Here is a 16,263-nt window from a genome sequence, read left to right as displayed (position 1 = left end):
GGTTTTCCGGTTTTCCGGTTTTCCGGTTTTCCGGTTTTCCGGTTTTCCGGTGAAATTGTTGTCGGATCAGCGCAATGGCAAGCCCAAAAATATATTTTTCTGCGACCTGAAAACCGCACTTCCCACAACCAATACCGTCCGGGACCTCAGTATCCTTTACGCAAGACACCCGGGTCGTTATTGAACAGAAAACAACCAGCGGAGCAGACATGCGTATTCTCATCACCAATGACGACGGCATTCACGCGCCCGGCCTGAAAACCCTTCTGAAAATCGCAACAGAGCTTGCCGGACCAACTGGCGAAGTCTGGACCGTCGCACCTGCTTTTGAACAGTCCGGTGTAGGTCATTGCATCAGCTTCACCCACCCTTTCATGGTTGCACAACATGGCCCGCGCAGTTTTGCCGCTGAGGGCAGCCCTGCCGATTGTGTCTTGACCGCCTTGCATGATGTGATGCCAGATCGACCAGATCTCATATTGTCCGGCGTAAACCGTGGCAACAACTCAGGTGAAAACACCCTTTATTCCGGAACAATTGGTGCCGCCATGGAAGCCGCGCTTCAGGGGATCCCCGCCATCGCCATGTCTCAATATTTCGGTGAAGACAACCGCGACCTGGATGATCCCTTTGAATGCGCTGCAACACATGGGATTGACGTCATCCGTAAGATCTTGGATGCGCCTCAGACCTCAGAAACAGCGGATTATCGCCTGTTCTGGAATGTAAATTTCCCACCTGTCGCGGCAAACGCCCATAAAGGCATTCGTCTCTCCGCACAGGGTTTCCGTCGCGATGTCGATTTTAGTGTAGAACCTCATATGTCACCATCCGGGCGTCGTTTCCTCTGGATCAAAGGCGGGCCACAACAGACACCAACCCTGCCCGGCACAGATGTTGCTGAAAATCTTGCGGGCTACACCTCGGTAACCCCGATGAGGGCGGATCTGACGGATCATCAAACGCTTACCGCCCTTAAGCAAAGTTTTGACACATGACATCAAATCCGGGTCAGGACATCGCTGAACGTAAAATGCAGTTTTTGTTTCATCTGCGTTCAAAAGGCGTGACCGATAACCGGGTTCTGACAGCCATGGAACAGATCGATCGTGGTCCATTTATTCAGGGTTTTTTTGCCGATCGCGCCTATGAAGACACGCCTTTGCCCATTCCCTGCGGTCAGACGATCAGCCAACCTTCTGTTGTTGCTCTGATGACGCAAGCGTTGAATGTACAACCGCGCGATAAGGTTCTCGAGGTGGGCACGGGATCCGGGTATCAGGCCGCAATTCTTAGCCAGCTGGGGCGCCGGATCTACACAGTTGAACGACACCGCGAACTGATACGTGCGGCACGCAAAATCTTCGAACAACAGGATCTTAGCAACATCACCGCGATCACCGGTGACGGCAGTTTCGGCCTGCCTGAACAGGCGCCATTTGACAAGATCATCGTAACCGCAGCTGCAGAAGATCCCCCGGGACCACTTCTTTCGCAATTGCGGGTTGGCGGCATTATGGTTGTACCTGTCGGGCAATCTGACGCCGTACAAAGCCTGATTAAGGTGACGCGTACCGATGCTGGCTTTGATTATGAAGAACTGCGCCCGGTACGTTTCGTGCCGCTACTGGAAGGTCTTGGCAAAGACGAGTATACTTAGGGCAAATCAACATCCCGAAGGCGCGGAAATCACACCACACAGAGGGTGGGCCGTCCCGGAACGAGGAAGAGCAATGACACATGTAACCATATTCAAATCCCCCCGGACGCGACTTCTGGCAATGGTGGCCGTGACCGCGCTGACAGCCGGCTGTTTTGACAATGTCGATCTGGATCTGCGCAACAATTTTGGCAATGGCATTGATACCTCCTCTGCGGTGCGCACGTCTACGTCCCCACGCCCGCGGCCTGACAGTCGTGGTGTTATTTCATATCCGAATTACCAGGTTGCTGTCGCCCGTCGCGGGGACAGCGTAACGGACGTCGCAAATCGCCTTGGCATCAGCCCGCAATCACTGGCGGAGTACAATGGCACATCTCCGGACAGCAATTTGCGTAACGGTGAAATCCTGGCCTTGCCCGGCCGCGTGGCAGAGCCAACTGCGGCAACGGGCGCGGTGACGTCCGGGCCCGTTCAGACACCACGTGTGATTGACGTGGAAACCCTGGCTTCTGGCGCGATTGACCGTGCCCCCGCACGCAATTCTGGCACTGCATCCGGGACAATTACTGCACAGCCAGATGGCCCGACAGGCACAGAACCTGTTCGGCACAAAGTAGGCCGTGGCGAAACGGCCTATAGTGTTGCGCGGCTTTACAATGTTTCAGTACGCTCTCTTGCGCAATGGAACAGTCTGGGATCAGACCTAAGCGTCCGTGAGGGGCAGTATCTTTTGATTCCGACCAGCACAGCAGCAGCCCAGGCCCCTGCGGTAACACCTGTCGCAGCTCCGGCATCTGTGCAGACGACGACATCCCCAGGCCAGGGCAGCCCCACGCCAGTACCACCAAGCGCAAGCACCCCACTGCCCGCCAATGACACAGCCCCCGCCGCGACCCCAGCAGAGGCACCAGCCTCACCCGCGTTGAACGAAACCCGCAGCGACACCGGCGGCCGTCTGATTATGCCTGTAAGTGGCAACATCATTCGTCCCTTCGACGAAGGTCGGGGTGGTGGCATCGATATTGCGGCCAGCGCAAGCAGCGCCGTAGTTGCGGCAGATGCCGGCACAGTGGCCGCCATTACGGAAGACACCGAAGACGTGCCTGTGCTTGTGCTTCGCCACTCAGGCAACCTTCTGACGATCTACGCAAACGTCAGCGATATTACGGTTTCAAAAGGGGATCGGGTCACACGTGGTCAGCAGATCGCCAAAGTGCGCAGCAGCACCCCCGCGTTCATTCGGTTTGAAGTGCGTCGCGGCTTTGATCCGGTGGATCCGGTGGACTTCCTGAACTGATATCACACATGGGCAGCGACGGAACCGTTTCTGCCCATGACTTAACAAAACGGAAATTTCGAAAAACCGGTTTTCCGGAAAACCGGAATTTTAGTTGTGTTAACGAATCCAATAAGGTTTTGATAAGTTAGGGAAGTTCGGAAACCTCAACGAGGAACCTTCCTTGCACATATTAAACAATGGTAAAAACCAGGGCGTAGATCAGAAAGAAACGCCCTTACGCCCTGCAAGATCGCAAAAGAACTGCCAGGCGACACGCCCGGAACGGCTACCACGGGTTGCCTGCCATTCCACCGCTTCTGCACGCAAATCTTCATCTGAAATATCGACACCATAGGCATCACAATAGCCTCGGATCATCTGCAGATAATCGTCCTGCCCACAGGGATGAAAGCCCAGCCAAAGACCAAACCTATCGGATAAGGACACTTTCTCTTCCACAGCTTCCGATGGATTGATTGCACTTTGGCGTTCATTTTCAATCATATCACGTGGCATCAAATGGCGTCGGTTTGACGTGGCATACAGAACGACATTCTCAGGCCGCCCTTCAATACCGCCATCCAAAACAGCCTTCAGAGATTTGTAATGTTCGTCATCATGGGAAAACGATAGATCATCACAGAACAACACAAAACGATGCGGAACACCCCGCAAAAGTCCCAGAAGACGGCCAACAGATGGCAGGTCTTCACGTTGCAATTCAATAATCTTCAGGCTTTCCCCCTGTGCCAACACTTCGGCATGAATGGCCTTCACAAGAGATGACTTCCCCATGCCACGCGCGCCCCACAACAGGGCGTTATTGGCGGCAAAGCCACGGGCGAACTGCAGGGTGTTTTCCAACAATGTATCGCGTGACCGGTTGATCCCCACCAACATATCCAGCGCAACACGCGACACTTTGGTCACGGGCATCAGCGTATCAGGGTCCGCCTGCCACATGAACGCATCTGCGGCGTCAAAATCAGGCGCCGTAGCCGCGGGCGGGTTCATCCGTTCCAACGCCTCAGCGATGCGTGTCAGCACATCCGTTTTGCGGCTCATTTGTCGTCCATCTCTTCTGGATGCTGATCTAGCTCTTCGTCGAACTCATCCTCGTCCTCAACCCAAAGGCCTTCTGCACGCAGCTTCGCTTCGCGCTTCACCTCTATACGCCCCACAAGGAAGATAGAGATCTCGTACAGACCATAAACCACGGTGAACAAAATCACCTGCGTGATAACATCTGGTGGGGTCACAAGAGCGGCCAAAACCAAGATCGCAACAACTGCATATTTGCGCACGCTGCCAAGACCTTTGGCAGACACAAGCCCGGCCTTGCCCAACAATGTTAGCAAAACAGGCAGCTGGAAGCACAGGCCAAAGGCCACGATAAATTTGATTGTCAGGCTGAGATATTCTTGCGCCGAGCCTTGGAAGGCGATGCCCGCGGTTGCGTTGTCGACTTCTTCGCTCATGACGGTCCCCGCTTGCTGGAAGCCTAGGAAGAAATCAAAGGCGAGCGGTGTGACAACGTAAAAAGCAAAGCTTGCGCCAAGGAAGAACATGAAAGGGGATGCGATCAGAAACGGAAGAAACGCGCCCTGTTCGTTTTTATACAATCCCGGGGCCACAAACCGCCACATCTGGAATGCGATATAAGGAAAGGACAGGAGCAGCCCACCCATCAGTGAGATCGAGATCGCAACAAAAAAGCCTTCCTGCAGCTTGATCAGGATCAGACCACAATCCGCCTGCCCCCGTTCAGCCATAGCCGAACACAGTGGGTGGGTCAGAAAATTAAAGATCGGGTTCCAGACGGTGAAACAAATCACCATCCCGATGATAAAGGCCACCACAGAATGAATCAGGCGCGTGCGCAATTCGGTCAGATGTTCGATAAGCGGGGCTGAGCTTGCTTCAACCTCGTCTGGCGCGCTGGTGGCCTGATCCGTCATTATTCTGTGTCTTTATTACTGGCCGCTTTTGCAGCGGGCTTTTTCGCAGCGGCTTTTTTTGCCGGAGCCTTTTTTGCAGCAGCTTTTTTAGGTGCTGCTTTCTTCGCCGGTGCTTTCTTCGCAGCGGTTTTTTTGGCTGCGGGCTTTTTCTTAGCCTCGGGCACCTGGCCTGATGCGTCTGATCCGGCTTCAGCCGCTGCTGCTGCTTCTGCTTCAGCAGCTTTACGCTCTGTCGCCTTTTCAGCCGCTTTTGCGCGAATCTTTTCGGCCGCTTCGGCCCGATCTTTGGCCAGCTTTTGCGTTTCAGGTCCAGCAGTGCCTTCGGTCAGCGAAGAAGACCAGCCTTTTGTGGCGTCTTTCACAGCATCCAGAGATGCCCCAACCGGATTGGTCGCGGCTTTCAGCGTTTTATTGACGTCCGCACCCATGTTTTTGATGTCTTTGACACCAGATTCATCGGCAGCATCTTCCATTGCCCGCTGAAATTCGCGGGCCATGCCACGCATTTTCCCGGTGAACCGGCCAAGTTGGCGGAACATACCAGGCAGATCTTTTGGACCGACGACAATAAGCGCGACGACCCCGATCACTAAAAGCTCAAGGAAACCCAGGTCAAACATGTTCAGTCAGACCGCGATCAGGCTTTGTCTTTTTCAGATTCCGGGGTCACATCGACAGCGGCTTCTGAAACTTCGTCTTCCAGTTCTTTTTTACTGTCATCGACGCCACGTTTAAACGCAGTAATGCCTTTGCCAACTTCGCCCATCAAAGACGAAATCTTGCCACGTCCAAACAGAACCAGCACAACAACAGCGATCAGCAGGATGCCCGGAAGGCCAATATTATTCAGCATTTATTCTCTCTCCCAATCCGGAAATCAGGGCAAGCACCCCTCTCCGGTTTTATTGTTCAACATATATCTAAGTAAGACGTAACGGGATTCATAGCCCAAAGCTGCAATGAATCACCTTTCACGGGTGATTTTTCGCCGCAACCGCCCGAAATTTCAGCTTAGTCAGCGAAAACATAACAGCGTGCACGGGGCACAGAAACCCACATCACCCGACCATTTTCGGGCAAAAAGACCGACGGTACAGTGGCTGACAGCTGCACGCCGCAATCAAGATCAAATTCTACGATGCTTTCGCGCCCCAGAAAACGTGCACGTCGCACGGTTGCGCGTGCAGGCACACCATCTGATGGTGTCGGTTCCGGGCCCCGCCCACCCCGATCAAAGTCAATGCGGATATGCTGCGGGCGAAAGGCGATACTGACCTGTGTGCCATCTGCATGGCCCGGGGCCAGAAACTGCCCAAAAGGCGTATCGGCAAGGGCACCGTTCACTTCTGCATGGATTACATTCAGATCAGAGAAGAACAAAGCCGCCTCAAGATCGCAGGGTGAATTATAGATGTTATAAGGTGCACCACGTTGGACGATCTTGCCGCCACGCATCAACAAAATTTCATCCGCCATACGCATCGCTTCTTCCGGTTCATGGGTCACCAGAAGAACTGCAGTGCCTTCTTCTTTCAGCATCGCAAGGGTTTCGTCACGTACAGAATCACGCAGTCGGTCATCAAGACCGGAAAAAGGTTCATCCATCAGCATCATCACCGGACGCGGTGCAAGGGCACGGGCCAGCGCCACGCGTTGTTGTTCCCCTCCAGACAGCTCATGAGGATAGCGATCAGCGTAATGGGACAGGCTGACCCGTTTCAGTAGTTCCATCACCCGGGCGCGTTTGGCAATCTTGTCGCCCTTCAGACCAAAACCGATGTTTTGTGCGACGGAAAGATGCGGGAACAGGGCGAAATCCTGAAACATCAGCCCAATGGATCGGCCTTCTGGTGGCACACGGTGAAACGTGTCGCAGATCAACTCGCCATCCAGCCAGATTTCCCCACTGCGCTGCATCTCGACCCCGGCAATCGCACGCAGGGTAGAGGATTTACCGCAGCCAGACGGACCAAGAAGACAGGTCACCTGCCCCGGCATGACCTTAAAAGACACCTCATCCACCACGGTTTTATCACCGTAATGTTGAGAGAGTTTTTTCAGTTCAAGCCTTGGCGGCATATCATGTGGTGCGGTCGCCTGGGTCACAGCGGTGCCTTTGCTGAGTGAAACGGTCAGTTTTCACGAGGTAGCAGAGCCCCTGCCCTGCGGCAAGGGGCGACTGCGTCGCAGCGCCCGGTTAACAGCAGCTGCCACCTGCTGCAGGATCCGCCGCAGCCTGTGATTTCGGCGAATCCGCCGTGACACCTATTTCGAACGCACCGTAATGTTTGCAGAATGTCCCGATGAAATCGAAGTACTGCGCAAATCGGCTTTGCCCCAACGTGCGCGCAGTATTGCCAGACACCGGCACACATTTTCCAGTTTCAAAACGAACCTCATCATCCAGAACAAAAACCTGCGGCATATGTTCCAGCCCGCCATGGTACACCACGGCCTGACCATAATCTTCAGGATTTTCATCGAGGTTGTTCAGTTTAAACAGGCGCCAAGTTTCAGATGTAAAACCAATGTTCCCCAGTTTTGCTTCGATCTGAGGATTTTCTACGGTCAAAACACGGGTATCCACCATACGAGGATCACCAAAACCAACCTTCTTAGACAAGGCGATAAAATCGTTGCGATACAGCGCACCGGACAGACATTCACCATAAAGCACCGGATCTTCCCGCAAGCTTCCGGGCACACGGCGATCAGCGTACACATCTGAGAAATACATTTCACCGCCTGGTTTTAGAATACGATAGGCTTCGGACAGCACCGCTTCTTTATCAAGCGCAAGATTGATCACGCAGTTCGACACAATCAGATCAAAGCTATTGTCTTCAAACCCCAATGCGCTAAGGTCCTCAATCGTGCCTTTGACAAAGGCCGTATTTGGTTTCGTATAGCCGAAGGTCTCGGCGTGATAATTTATATGCGCACGCGCCACATCCAATTGGGCATCGGTCATATCCACGCCGGTGACAAAGCCATCTTCGCCCACAAGGGCCGACAGCGCATAGACATCACGGCCAGAACCAGACCCCAGATCAAGAACCTTGAGCCCGTCCAGCGCTTCGGGCGCGACAAGACCGCACCCGTAGTAACGCGACAGAACTTCATCATGGATTTTGCTTAGGATCTTCTTCAGATAATCCGGCATCGCATCAGGCGTACAGCAGGCATTCGTCTGTAAATCATCTGACCCCTGAAGGGTTTCGCCGTAATATTCCTGAACGGTTTCATGCTGCATAACGGGGGCCTCTGTTGCGAAAATTCTGGCACAGACCTAAAGCCTTGCACCTGTTCGGGCAAGCCAAGTCACCTGTCCGGGCGCACACGATATATCACGTAAGTGTGAAATAAAATCCAGCCAGAACTATCCCGTTCACCTGTAACGACAGACGCTGCTCCCCCGGATAATGGGTAAACGTCGTTGCGCCCTTCTTAAACAGGTGCTTTTTCGTCAGGGTCAGTTCTTCACCAGCTTTCATCTTCACCTGCTTCAATTTAAAAACCTTCGGCGCGGTGCTGCCGTTGGCTTTCACGAAATCGACAACGTAATCAACCATCAGGGCCTCATTTGCCCCAGCTTTCAATCGGGCTTCGAAGGTGAAGCTGTCACCAATCGGCAGACTGTCGCGATCGGATTTCAAATACACTACGCTTACATCCGGATCACTGCGATACCCCAAAAACTCCAACGCCCCAGCATGCCCCTTCTTTACAAGCCCGCGTAAAGCATGACGCGTCATCCAGTCCAATTCCTTTGCGTTTTGCTGGTTCAAGCCCTGCCAGGTTTTCAAGGTATTCACTACGGTGTCCGGATCAGATTTTGAAATGTCATTCAGGTGATTGGCGACAGATCGTGTGACAAAACGGGTGGGATCGCTGTGTAGTTGATGCAGAAAAGGCAATGGCTGTTCGGCCTTCAACCCAATTTTCATACCCCAAGGCAGTTTAGGCCGGCAGCCTTCTGACACCAGTCGCCGCACATGATAATGGTCATGTGTGACCCAATCAGACATGCGTTCCAGAACCTCATCCGGCCAACGATTCAAAAACGGACGAATGGCGAATTCCATGGAAAACCGTTGCGTCAATGCCTCCAGCAGATCCAGCGACACGTTCCGGTGATTTTCCAATCCATTGTTCACCACATATTCACCCAAAGGCGCAAAAATAAACCGCCCGAAGTCATCATCTTGCAGGGTCGGATCAAGGGGCATGGGCAACGCATCCCGGATACGTTCCGCCGCCTGTAAAAAATCAGACGGCAGGAACGTCTCAAGCACCGTAGCGATGTGATCAATGCGTTGCTTTAATTCCAGTTCGGGAAAGCGCGCCAACACCTGGTCCCTGAATGTCTGTGCAGGAAACGACGGATCAACAGCCTGAAACAGTCCGGCAAGATACCCAACCGTTCCCTCATTAAATAGATCATCCTTCAGACTGTATTTCTCTGCCATATCTGCGCCTTACATCGTTGAATTCACGCCACCGCCATCAAGCAAAATATTCTGCCCGACGATGAAACCGGCGTGCTGTGAACACAGAAATGCACAGGTCGCGCCGAACTCTGCAGCTGTGCCATATCGACGGGCGGGAATCGTGGCCTCGCGTTGGGATTTTGCCTCTGCCGACGTGATTCCCTGCGCGGCTGCAACACCACCATCAAGCGAGGTCGCACGGTCTGTCGCATGTATGCCGGGCAAAAGATTGTTCATAATGACGCCTTCCGGTGCAATCTGGCGTGACGTTCCTGCAACATATCCAGTCAACCCGGTGCGCGCAGAATTTGACAGTCCCAGTGCAGCAATCGGGGCTTTGACCGATTGCGACGTAATGTTCACCACACGTCCCCAGCCGCGATCAATCATTCCCGGAACCAGCGCTTTGATCATTGCAATCGGGGCAAGCATATTGGCATCCAGCGCCTTGATGAAATCGTCTCGTTCCCAGTCACTCCAGACACCAGGAGGTGGGCCACCCGCGTTATTTACAAGGATATCCACGCCCTGCGCAGCAGCCAAAACCTTTGCTTGCCCCTCCTCTGAGGTGATATCTGCAACAACGGCAGTCACCTGCACGCCCCAGCTGTCCCGGATCTGCTGTGCGGCTTCCATAAGCGGCCCCTCAGAGCGCGCGTTCATGACAATGTTCACCCCTTCTGCTGCCAGAGCTTCGGCACAACCACGCCCCAATCCGCGGGAAGATGCGCACACCAGTGCCGATTTTCCTTTTATCCCTAAGTCCATTTTTCTTTCCTCTGCTGCTTGGGTTGTTTACCAATGCGTCATCTTCCATGAGGCATAGCATTGGGCTGGTCTGTTACGAGTTTAAACTGTGATACTAAAATATGTCATTTATCCAACATAAATTCGCCAGCTTTTTCCAGGAAATTAACCTGGGATCTATACTATCCAAAAAGGCGAGTTGTTCTGTTGTTCTTTCCAGCCTAAGATTTGGCAGGACAACCGGACATCGGATCGGGATATCTGAACAGTGATTGTAGGTTAGCGTGAACTTTATTAGTACTTCTACAAACAAAGTCTCAACGACCGGCATGCAAAGCATACCTGTCGTCACGGGAAATGATTTTCGCGTCACTGACGGCGTAAACCTTGGTGATCCCCTGCTAGAAGCCGCCGAATTGCTTCTTGATGACTACTATCAGATCACACACGGTGGTCGCCTTAAGGCTTTGGATATCGTACCTGTTGATCCTGCCACAGATGAAACCGAAGGCAGCCCGGAATATGTGATCGCCCCGACATCCCTGCTGGGAACGCCAGGAAACGCCATATATCTTGATTCTGTTGTCACCCTGATGGCACCGGATGGAAGAACCGTCGAAGCCCTCATTATGGTAGAAGTGATTGGCGAAACCGGTGAATTCGCAGGCACATATTTGCTGCCAATTACCGACATTATTCCTTCAACCCCCTATCGCCTTGTTGGCGTTGATCCCCAGTCAGCCCGCAAGTTCTTCGCTTTGGTTGCCTGTGTGTCTTTCACACGTGGCACCGCAATCACCATGGCAGACGGAACGCAGAAACCAATTGAACAGCTTCACCCCGGTGATCGCGTTTTGACACGTGACAATGGTTCACAGGAAGTGCGCTGGATTGGTGAAATTACACGTCGCGCAGAAGGCGAGTTCGCTCCAATTTTGATTCGCAAACACACACTGAACAATGAAAACGATCTTCTGGTCAGTCCGGGGCACCGCCTGTTCTTTTGGCAGCGCGTCGATGAACTAAACCTTGGTCGTTCCGAAGTTTTGATCCAGGCCCGCCATCTGGTCGATGGAGATAAAATCAGAATTTCAGAAGGCGGTTTTATTGATTACTTTCAACTTCTGTTTGACGACCATCAGATTATTTATGCGGAAGGCATAGCTACTGAAAGCCTACTGCTGGACACCCATACTAAACCCGCCCTGCCCGAAGACCTTTGCCGCAGAATTTCCGATAAACCGGAAAATCACGACCCTGCCTCCCTTCGGTCCTACGAAGATGGCATCGCGGAAATTGCCTCCAAAACTGATATTGCAGCCTGTTTGCGCCGGGCATCTTCCCCGCGCTGAGCTTGCTCTTTGAACATAGCCACCCTATAGGGATGCCATGTCTGATCTAGCACCAAACCAACCCGTCCTGCCGCCCGAAATTGCGCGCCGTCGTACCTTTGCGATCATCTCGCATCCGGATGCCGGTAAAACCACTCTGACAGAAAAATTCCTGTTGTATGGTGGCGCTATTCAGATGGCGGGCCAGGTGCGTGCCAAGGGCGAAGCCCGCCGGACGCGATCTGACTTTATGCAGATGGAAAAAGACCGTGGCATTTCGGTTTCTGCCTCCGCCATGAGCTTTGATTTCGATGGGCACCGTTTCAATCTGGTCGACACGCCCGGTCACTCCGACTTCTCAGAGGATACCTACCGCACACTGACGGCTGTAGATGCTGCCGTGATGGTAATTGACGGCGCAAAAGGTGTCGAAAGCCAAACGCAGAAACTGTTTGAAGTTTGCCGTCTGCGCGATCTCCCCATCTTGACCTTCTGTAACAAGATGGACAGGGAAAGTCGGGATACATTTGAAATTATTGATGAAATTCAGGAAAACCTTGCAATTGACGTCACCCCTGCGTCATGGCCGATTGGTGTAGGCCGTGATTTTATCGGCTGTTACGACATCCTGCGGGACCGCTTGGAACTGATGGATCGTGCGGATCGGAACAAGGTTGCCGAAAGCGTCGAAATCAACGGTTTGGATGACCCCAAGCTTGCAGAGCTTGTACCAGCTGATCTGCTGGAAAAGTTCCTAGAAGAGATCGAAATGGCGAAAGAACTGCTGCCGCCTCTTGATCAACAGGCTCTGCTTGACGGTACCCTGACCCCAATCTGGTTTGGTTCTGCAATCAACAGCTTTGGTGTTCAGGAACTGATGGCCGGTATCGCCAAATATGGCCCACAGCCACAGCCACAAAATGCGGATCCCCGCGCGGTGTCCCCGGATGAAAAAAAGGTCACCGGCTTTGTCTTCAAAGTACAGGCCAATATGGACCCGAAACACCGTGATCGCGTGGCTTTTGTGCGCATGGCCTCCGGTCATTTCAAACGCGGCATGAAACTGACCCATGTGCGTACAAAAAAGCCTATGGCGATTTCCAATCCGGTATTGTTCTTGGCCTCGGACCGAGAACTGGCGGAAGAAGCCTGGGCCGGTGATATCATTGGTATTCCCAACCACGGCCAGCTGCGTATTGGTGACACGTTGACCGAAGGTGAAATGTTACGTGCAACCGGCATTCCAAGTTTTGCGCCCGAACTGCTGCAAGGCGTACGCGCTGGTGATCCGCTGAAATCCAAACACCTGGAAAAAGCCTTGATGCAATTCGCCGAAGAAGGTGCCGCGAAAGTATTCAAACCTTCCATCGGTTCTGGCTTTATCGTTGGCGTTGTTGGGCAACTTCAGTTCGAAGTTTTGGGATCTCGCATCGAAATGGAATACGGCCTGCCTGTGCGTTTTGAACAAAGCCAATTCACATCAGCCCGCTGGGTTCATGGCGACAAAGACGCTGTTGAAAAATTTGCCGACGCCAACAAACAGCATATCGCACATGACAATGATGGTGATGTCGTCTTCCTGACCCGCATGCAATGGGACATTGACCGTGTTGTCCGCGATTATCCGGATGTGACCCTGTCGGCGACCAAGGAAATGATGACCTGAATGACTGAGACCGATAATACCACTTGGGAAGCTGGAATTATCGGCCTTCAGAACGAATGGCGCGTGCGCGAAGCTCCTTTCACTCGGGACAGTCTTATTCTGCCGAATACAGACATTGATCTGAAAAAACTGGCGCAGCACCCCTGCCCTGCTCCAGCTTCAAATTTCGAACATCTGGGGCGGAAACATTTTCCGTCCCGCATGTATGACGTGCATCAGGAAATCTATCAGGCAAACGAAATGCAATCAGCATTGTGTCTGCTCACAGCTCAGCTGGTTCCTGTATTCCGCCGCCGCGACCCCGATCCGGCGTTTCTAGATCTCTGGAACCGCATCTGGAACGAACAGGCAAAACACCTGATCGAACGCCTGCCTCCGCGCTGGCTTATTTCTGCCATTCAAACCTTTGGCGATTACGGGGAAACCGAACCTGAACGCATTTTAGGCTGTGAGGCCGTTCAGTTCTTTGGAATGATGAAAATCTACGAAGGCGAACGAAAATATTCGGGTCTTCCAAGTTGGAAGATCTTCAGTTTCGGCAACAAAAATTATGGCCCGATGCCCCTCAGAATGGAACCATTCAGCCTGGAAGACGGCGACCTAGACAGATATCTCGTGGTGCGTCTCGGGCAACAGGCCCAAAGCTGTAATGACAAACCCGTTTCCTGGCTTGTGATGCATCTGTTGAACGAGTTGAACACCGACGCCAATAATATCTTTCGTCGCCTCTCCAAAATCCGGAAACGCTTTCGATAAACCGTCAGTGACTGATCAACCACTTCGATTGGCAGAAAACAGCCCGTCCGTTATCTTTTGGTTAATGCGCTGGCAGCCGCTGGTCAGTCATGCCAGTTTCTCCAAATCTGATTAGGGGAAAACCATGAAAATTCGTCGCTCTCACAGCAGCTCACTTGCGCTCGCCTCCGCACTTCTTCCTTTTTCTGTGCAGGCAGACACCACAGCTGAAAACGACGTCTGGAAAATGCTTACTGATATCGCAATCGAAGAAGTGGTAACCGGAACCACATATGAGGTTCGCAAATCTTGGCCGGAACGTTTCGCACGCGATATTCCCAATGTTGAGATCACCGGTTTCGCCGTACCAACATTGCCAGGACAGGACGTACGAGAGCTAATCTTGACATCAGATGCCGACATTTGCCCCCTATGTGGCGAAGGTGGGCACAATGCCACGCTGCAAGTGTTGCTTGAGACCCCCATCACAAACCTCGAAGAGGGACAGCGCATCACATTGCGGGGCACACTCTCGCGCGTGGAAGATCCTGAAACTTGGCAGGCCGCGCGCCTTGTTGCTGCGAAGATCACCGATCTCTGAAAAAACTGAAGCCTTTTTCTGATATCTGTTGCGATGCTACCGCGCATTTCTACGCCTGTGGAAAGGGGCGCCTCCCTTTATTGACCTTTACAACAAAAAGCGTTACCCCATAGCGAGTCTGGAGCACCCTATAGCACCGGCGGCCACGCGGGTCGCGCGCTCCGAAAACACCCTGTATAGCAGGGCCAGGGAATACGCCCTGCAAGTCATGGAAAATAATGACAAAATTTAGCGATCTGAAACTTGGACCCAAGGTCCTGAAAGCCGTTGATGAAGCGGGCTATGAAAGCCCCACACCGATTCAGGCAGGCGCCATTCCTCCGGCCTTAGAGGGCCGTGACGTGCTGGGCATTGCACAAACTGGTACAGGTAAAACTGCGTCTTTTACCCTGCCGATGATCTCGATGTTGGCCCGTGGCCGCGCACGCGCGCGCATGCCGCGTTCACTTGTTTTGTGCCCAACACGGGAACTGGCTGCACAGGTTGCTGAAAATTTTGACACCTATGCCAAACACGTCAAACTGACTAAGGCTTTGCTGATCGGCGGCGTATCCTTCAAAGAACAGGATGCTCTGATTGATCGCGGCGTTGACGTTTTGATTGCCACCCCTGGTCGTCTTTTGGACCATTTTGAACGTGGTAAACTTTTGCTGACCGGTGTGCAGGTCATGGTGGTCGATGAAGCTGACCGGATGCTGGACATGGGTTTCATTCCAGATATCGAACGCATCTTCGGGCTGACACCATTCACCCGTCAGACCTTGTTCTTCTCGGCGACAATGGCCCCCGAGATCGAACGTATTACGAACACGTTCCTGTCGGCCCCTGAACGCATTGAAGTTGCCCGCGCGGCGACCACCAATGACAAGATCACCCAGGGCGTGGTGATGTTCAAACCGACCCGCAAGGATCGCGCCAGCAGCGAAAAGCGGACACTTCTGCGCAAACTGATTGATGGCGAAGGTGACAAATGCACCAACGCAATCATCTTCTGCAACCGCAAGTCAGACGTTGATATCGTTGCAAAATCTCTGAACAAATACGGCTATGATGCGGCCCCGATCCATGGCGATCTGGACCAGAGCAAACGTATGGAAACGCTGGATGCATTCCGTTCAGATAAGTTGCGCTTCCTCTGTGCGTCTGACGTAGCTGCCCGTGGCCTTGATGTTCCAAACGTCAGCCATGTGTTCAACTTTGACGTTCCTGGAAATGCTGAAGACTATGTGCACCGCATTGGCCGTACCGGCCGCGCGGGCCGCACCGGCACCGCTTATATGATTTGTGCACCATCAGATGAACGCAATTTTGATGACATCGAAAAACTGGTTCAGCAGGAAATCCCACGTTTGGAAAATCCGCTGAAAAAAGACAAACCAGTTGTCGAAGCTGCAGCAGATGAAGCCGCACCAGCTGAAAAACCCAAACGCACCCGTTCCCGTCGCAAACCTCGTGAAGAACAGGTCACAGAGACCCCGGCAGAAACTGTTGTAGACGCCGCCCCGGTTCAGGAAACACCCCCTGCTCCACAGCCCGAAGCCGAAAAACAACAACCACGTAATCGTGGTGGACGCGGCGGACGTGGCAAAGGTGATCATCACCGTGGCAATGACAACCATGTTGTCGGCATGGGCGACCATCTACCAGGCTTCATTGCCATGAGTTTCGACGAACGTCGCCAAGCAGGCTGAGCCTGCCCGTAACACGAATAAAAAAGGCGCACTGCAAACAAGCAGCGCGCCTTTTTTCATTTCAGTTCCGGAAATTTCCCAAGGAGTGTGGGGAACTAATCC

Annotated in this window: 17 protein-coding genes; 8 read left to right on the top strand and 9 right to left on the bottom strand. The window is 52.9% G+C overall.

Annotation, left to right across the window (positions count from 1 at the left end; genetic code table 11):
• The coding region (locus ACPGUT_RS09605; RefSeq protein ID WP_423990766.1) for a hypothetical protein at nt 1-211 on the bottom strand (211 nt) is incomplete at its 3' end.
• On the opposite strand from ACPGUT_RS09605, the gene surE reads away from it, so the two are divergent.
• The 3 genes from surE (at nt 210) to ACPGUT_RS09590 (ending at nt 2,960) form a co-directional block, all read left to right on the top strand.
• Nucleotides 210-998, top strand: coding sequence for a 5'/3'-nucleotidase SurE (surE, locus tag ACPGUT_RS09600; RefSeq protein WP_423990764.1), 789 nt, complete (start codon nt 210-212; stop codon nt 996-998). The two genes, ACPGUT_RS09605 and surE, sit on opposite strands and share 2 nt — an antisense overlap.
• Nucleotides 995-1,660 (top strand): protein-L-isoaspartate(D-aspartate) O-methyltransferase, encoded by a 666-nt coding sequence (locus ACPGUT_RS09595; RefSeq protein WP_423990762.1) that lies wholly within the window; start codon nt 995-997, stop codon nt 1,658-1,660. Before surE ends, ACPGUT_RS09595 begins: the two co-directional genes overlap by 4 nt.
• A 73-nt stretch (nt 1,661-1,733) precedes the next feature.
• Nucleotides 1,734-2,960: a peptidoglycan DD-metalloendopeptidase family protein gene (locus tag ACPGUT_RS09590; protein WP_423990760.1), complete on the top strand. Its 1,227-nt coding sequence runs from the start codon at nt 1,734-1,736 to the stop codon at nt 2,958-2,960.
• Between the two features lie 201 nt (nt 2,961-3,161).
• Here ACPGUT_RS09590 and ACPGUT_RS09585 read toward each other — a convergent pair whose 3' ends face one another.
• From ACPGUT_RS09585 to ACPGUT_RS09550, 8 genes are all read right to left on the bottom strand, one after another.
• The gene (locus ACPGUT_RS09585) at nt 3,162-4,007 is read right to left on the bottom strand and encodes an ATP-binding protein (protein WP_423990758.1); all 846 of its coding nucleotides are present in this window, start codon (nt 4,005-4,007) and stop codon (nt 3,162-3,164) included.
• Nucleotides 4,004-4,900, bottom strand: coding sequence for a twin-arginine translocase subunit TatC (gene tatC, locus ACPGUT_RS09580; protein ID WP_423990756.1), 897 nt, complete (start codon nt 4,898-4,900; stop codon nt 4,004-4,006). Before tatC ends, ACPGUT_RS09585 begins: the two co-directional genes overlap by 4 nt.
• A complete protein-coding gene (gene tatB / locus ACPGUT_RS09575) occupies nt 4,900-5,520 on the bottom strand; it encodes a Sec-independent protein translocase protein TatB (protein WP_423990754.1) in 621 nt (206 codons plus the stop codon). The genes tatC and tatB overlap by 1 nt, the downstream gene beginning before the upstream one ends.
• 17 nt (nt 5,521-5,537) lie before the next feature.
• Nucleotides 5,538-5,753, bottom strand: coding sequence for a twin-arginine translocase TatA/TatE family subunit (locus ACPGUT_RS09570; protein ID WP_423990752.1), 216 nt, complete (start codon nt 5,751-5,753; stop codon nt 5,538-5,540).
• Between the two features lie 158 nt (nt 5,754-5,911).
• The gene (locus ACPGUT_RS09565) at nt 5,912-6,979 is read right to left on the bottom strand and encodes an ABC transporter ATP-binding protein (protein ID WP_423990772.1); all 1,068 of its coding nucleotides are present in this window, start codon (nt 6,977-6,979) and stop codon (nt 5,912-5,914) included.
• Between the two features lie 118 nt (nt 6,980-7,097).
• The gene (locus ACPGUT_RS09560; RefSeq protein ID WP_423990750.1) at nt 7,098-8,153 is read right to left on the bottom strand and encodes a methyltransferase domain-containing protein; all 1,056 of its coding nucleotides are present in this window, start codon (nt 8,151-8,153) and stop codon (nt 7,098-7,100) included.
• Between the two features lie 94 nt (nt 8,154-8,247).
• Entirely contained in the window at nt 8,248-9,369 is a 1,122-nt protein-coding gene (locus tag ACPGUT_RS09555; RefSeq protein ID WP_423990748.1) for a DNA alkylation repair protein, read from the bottom strand.
• 9 nt (nt 9,370-9,378) lie between these two features.
• A complete protein-coding gene (locus ACPGUT_RS09550) occupies nt 9,379-10,158 on the bottom strand; it encodes an SDR family oxidoreductase (protein WP_423990746.1) in 780 nt (259 codons plus the stop codon).
• Nucleotides 10,159-10,466: 308 nt separating this feature from the next.
• Between ACPGUT_RS09550 and ACPGUT_RS09545 the strand changes: the two genes are divergently transcribed.
• The 5 genes from ACPGUT_RS09545 to ACPGUT_RS09525 all read left to right on the top strand — a co-directional run bounded on the left by ACPGUT_RS09545 (nt 10,467) and on the right by ACPGUT_RS09525 (nt 16,161).
• Nucleotides 10,467-11,489, top strand: a complete 1,023-nt coding sequence (locus tag ACPGUT_RS09545; RefSeq protein ID WP_423990744.1) for a Hint domain-containing protein — start codon at nt 10,467-10,469, stop codon at nt 11,487-11,489.
• A gap of 37 nt (nt 11,490-11,526) precedes the next feature.
• Nucleotides 11,527-13,134: a peptide chain release factor 3 gene (locus ACPGUT_RS09540; RefSeq protein ID WP_423990742.1), complete on the top strand. Its 1,608-nt coding sequence runs from the start codon at nt 11,527-11,529 to the stop codon at nt 13,132-13,134.
• Complete coding sequence (locus ACPGUT_RS09535) at nt 13,135-13,890, top strand: hypothetical protein (RefSeq protein WP_423990740.1); 756 nt, start codon at nt 13,135-13,137, stop codon at nt 13,888-13,890.
• A 124-nt stretch (nt 13,891-14,014) separates the two neighbouring features.
• Entirely contained in the window at nt 14,015-14,470 is a 456-nt protein-coding gene (locus ACPGUT_RS09530) for a hypothetical protein (protein WP_423990738.1), read from the top strand.
• Between the two features lie 218 nt (nt 14,471-14,688).
• Nucleotides 14,689-16,161, top strand: coding sequence for a DEAD/DEAH box helicase (locus ACPGUT_RS09525; protein WP_423990736.1), 1,473 nt, complete (start codon nt 14,689-14,691; stop codon nt 16,159-16,161).
• Nucleotides 16,162-16,263: the final 102 nt, after the last annotated feature.

The organism is Halocynthiibacter sp. (assembly GCF_049608145.1).
Classification (GTDB): Bacteria; Pseudomonadota; Alphaproteobacteria; order Rhodobacterales; family Rhodobacteraceae; genus Halocynthiibacter.
The sequence above is the reverse complement of the archived record's forward strand: the minus strand, read 5'-3'. Positions and strand labels throughout refer to the sequence as shown.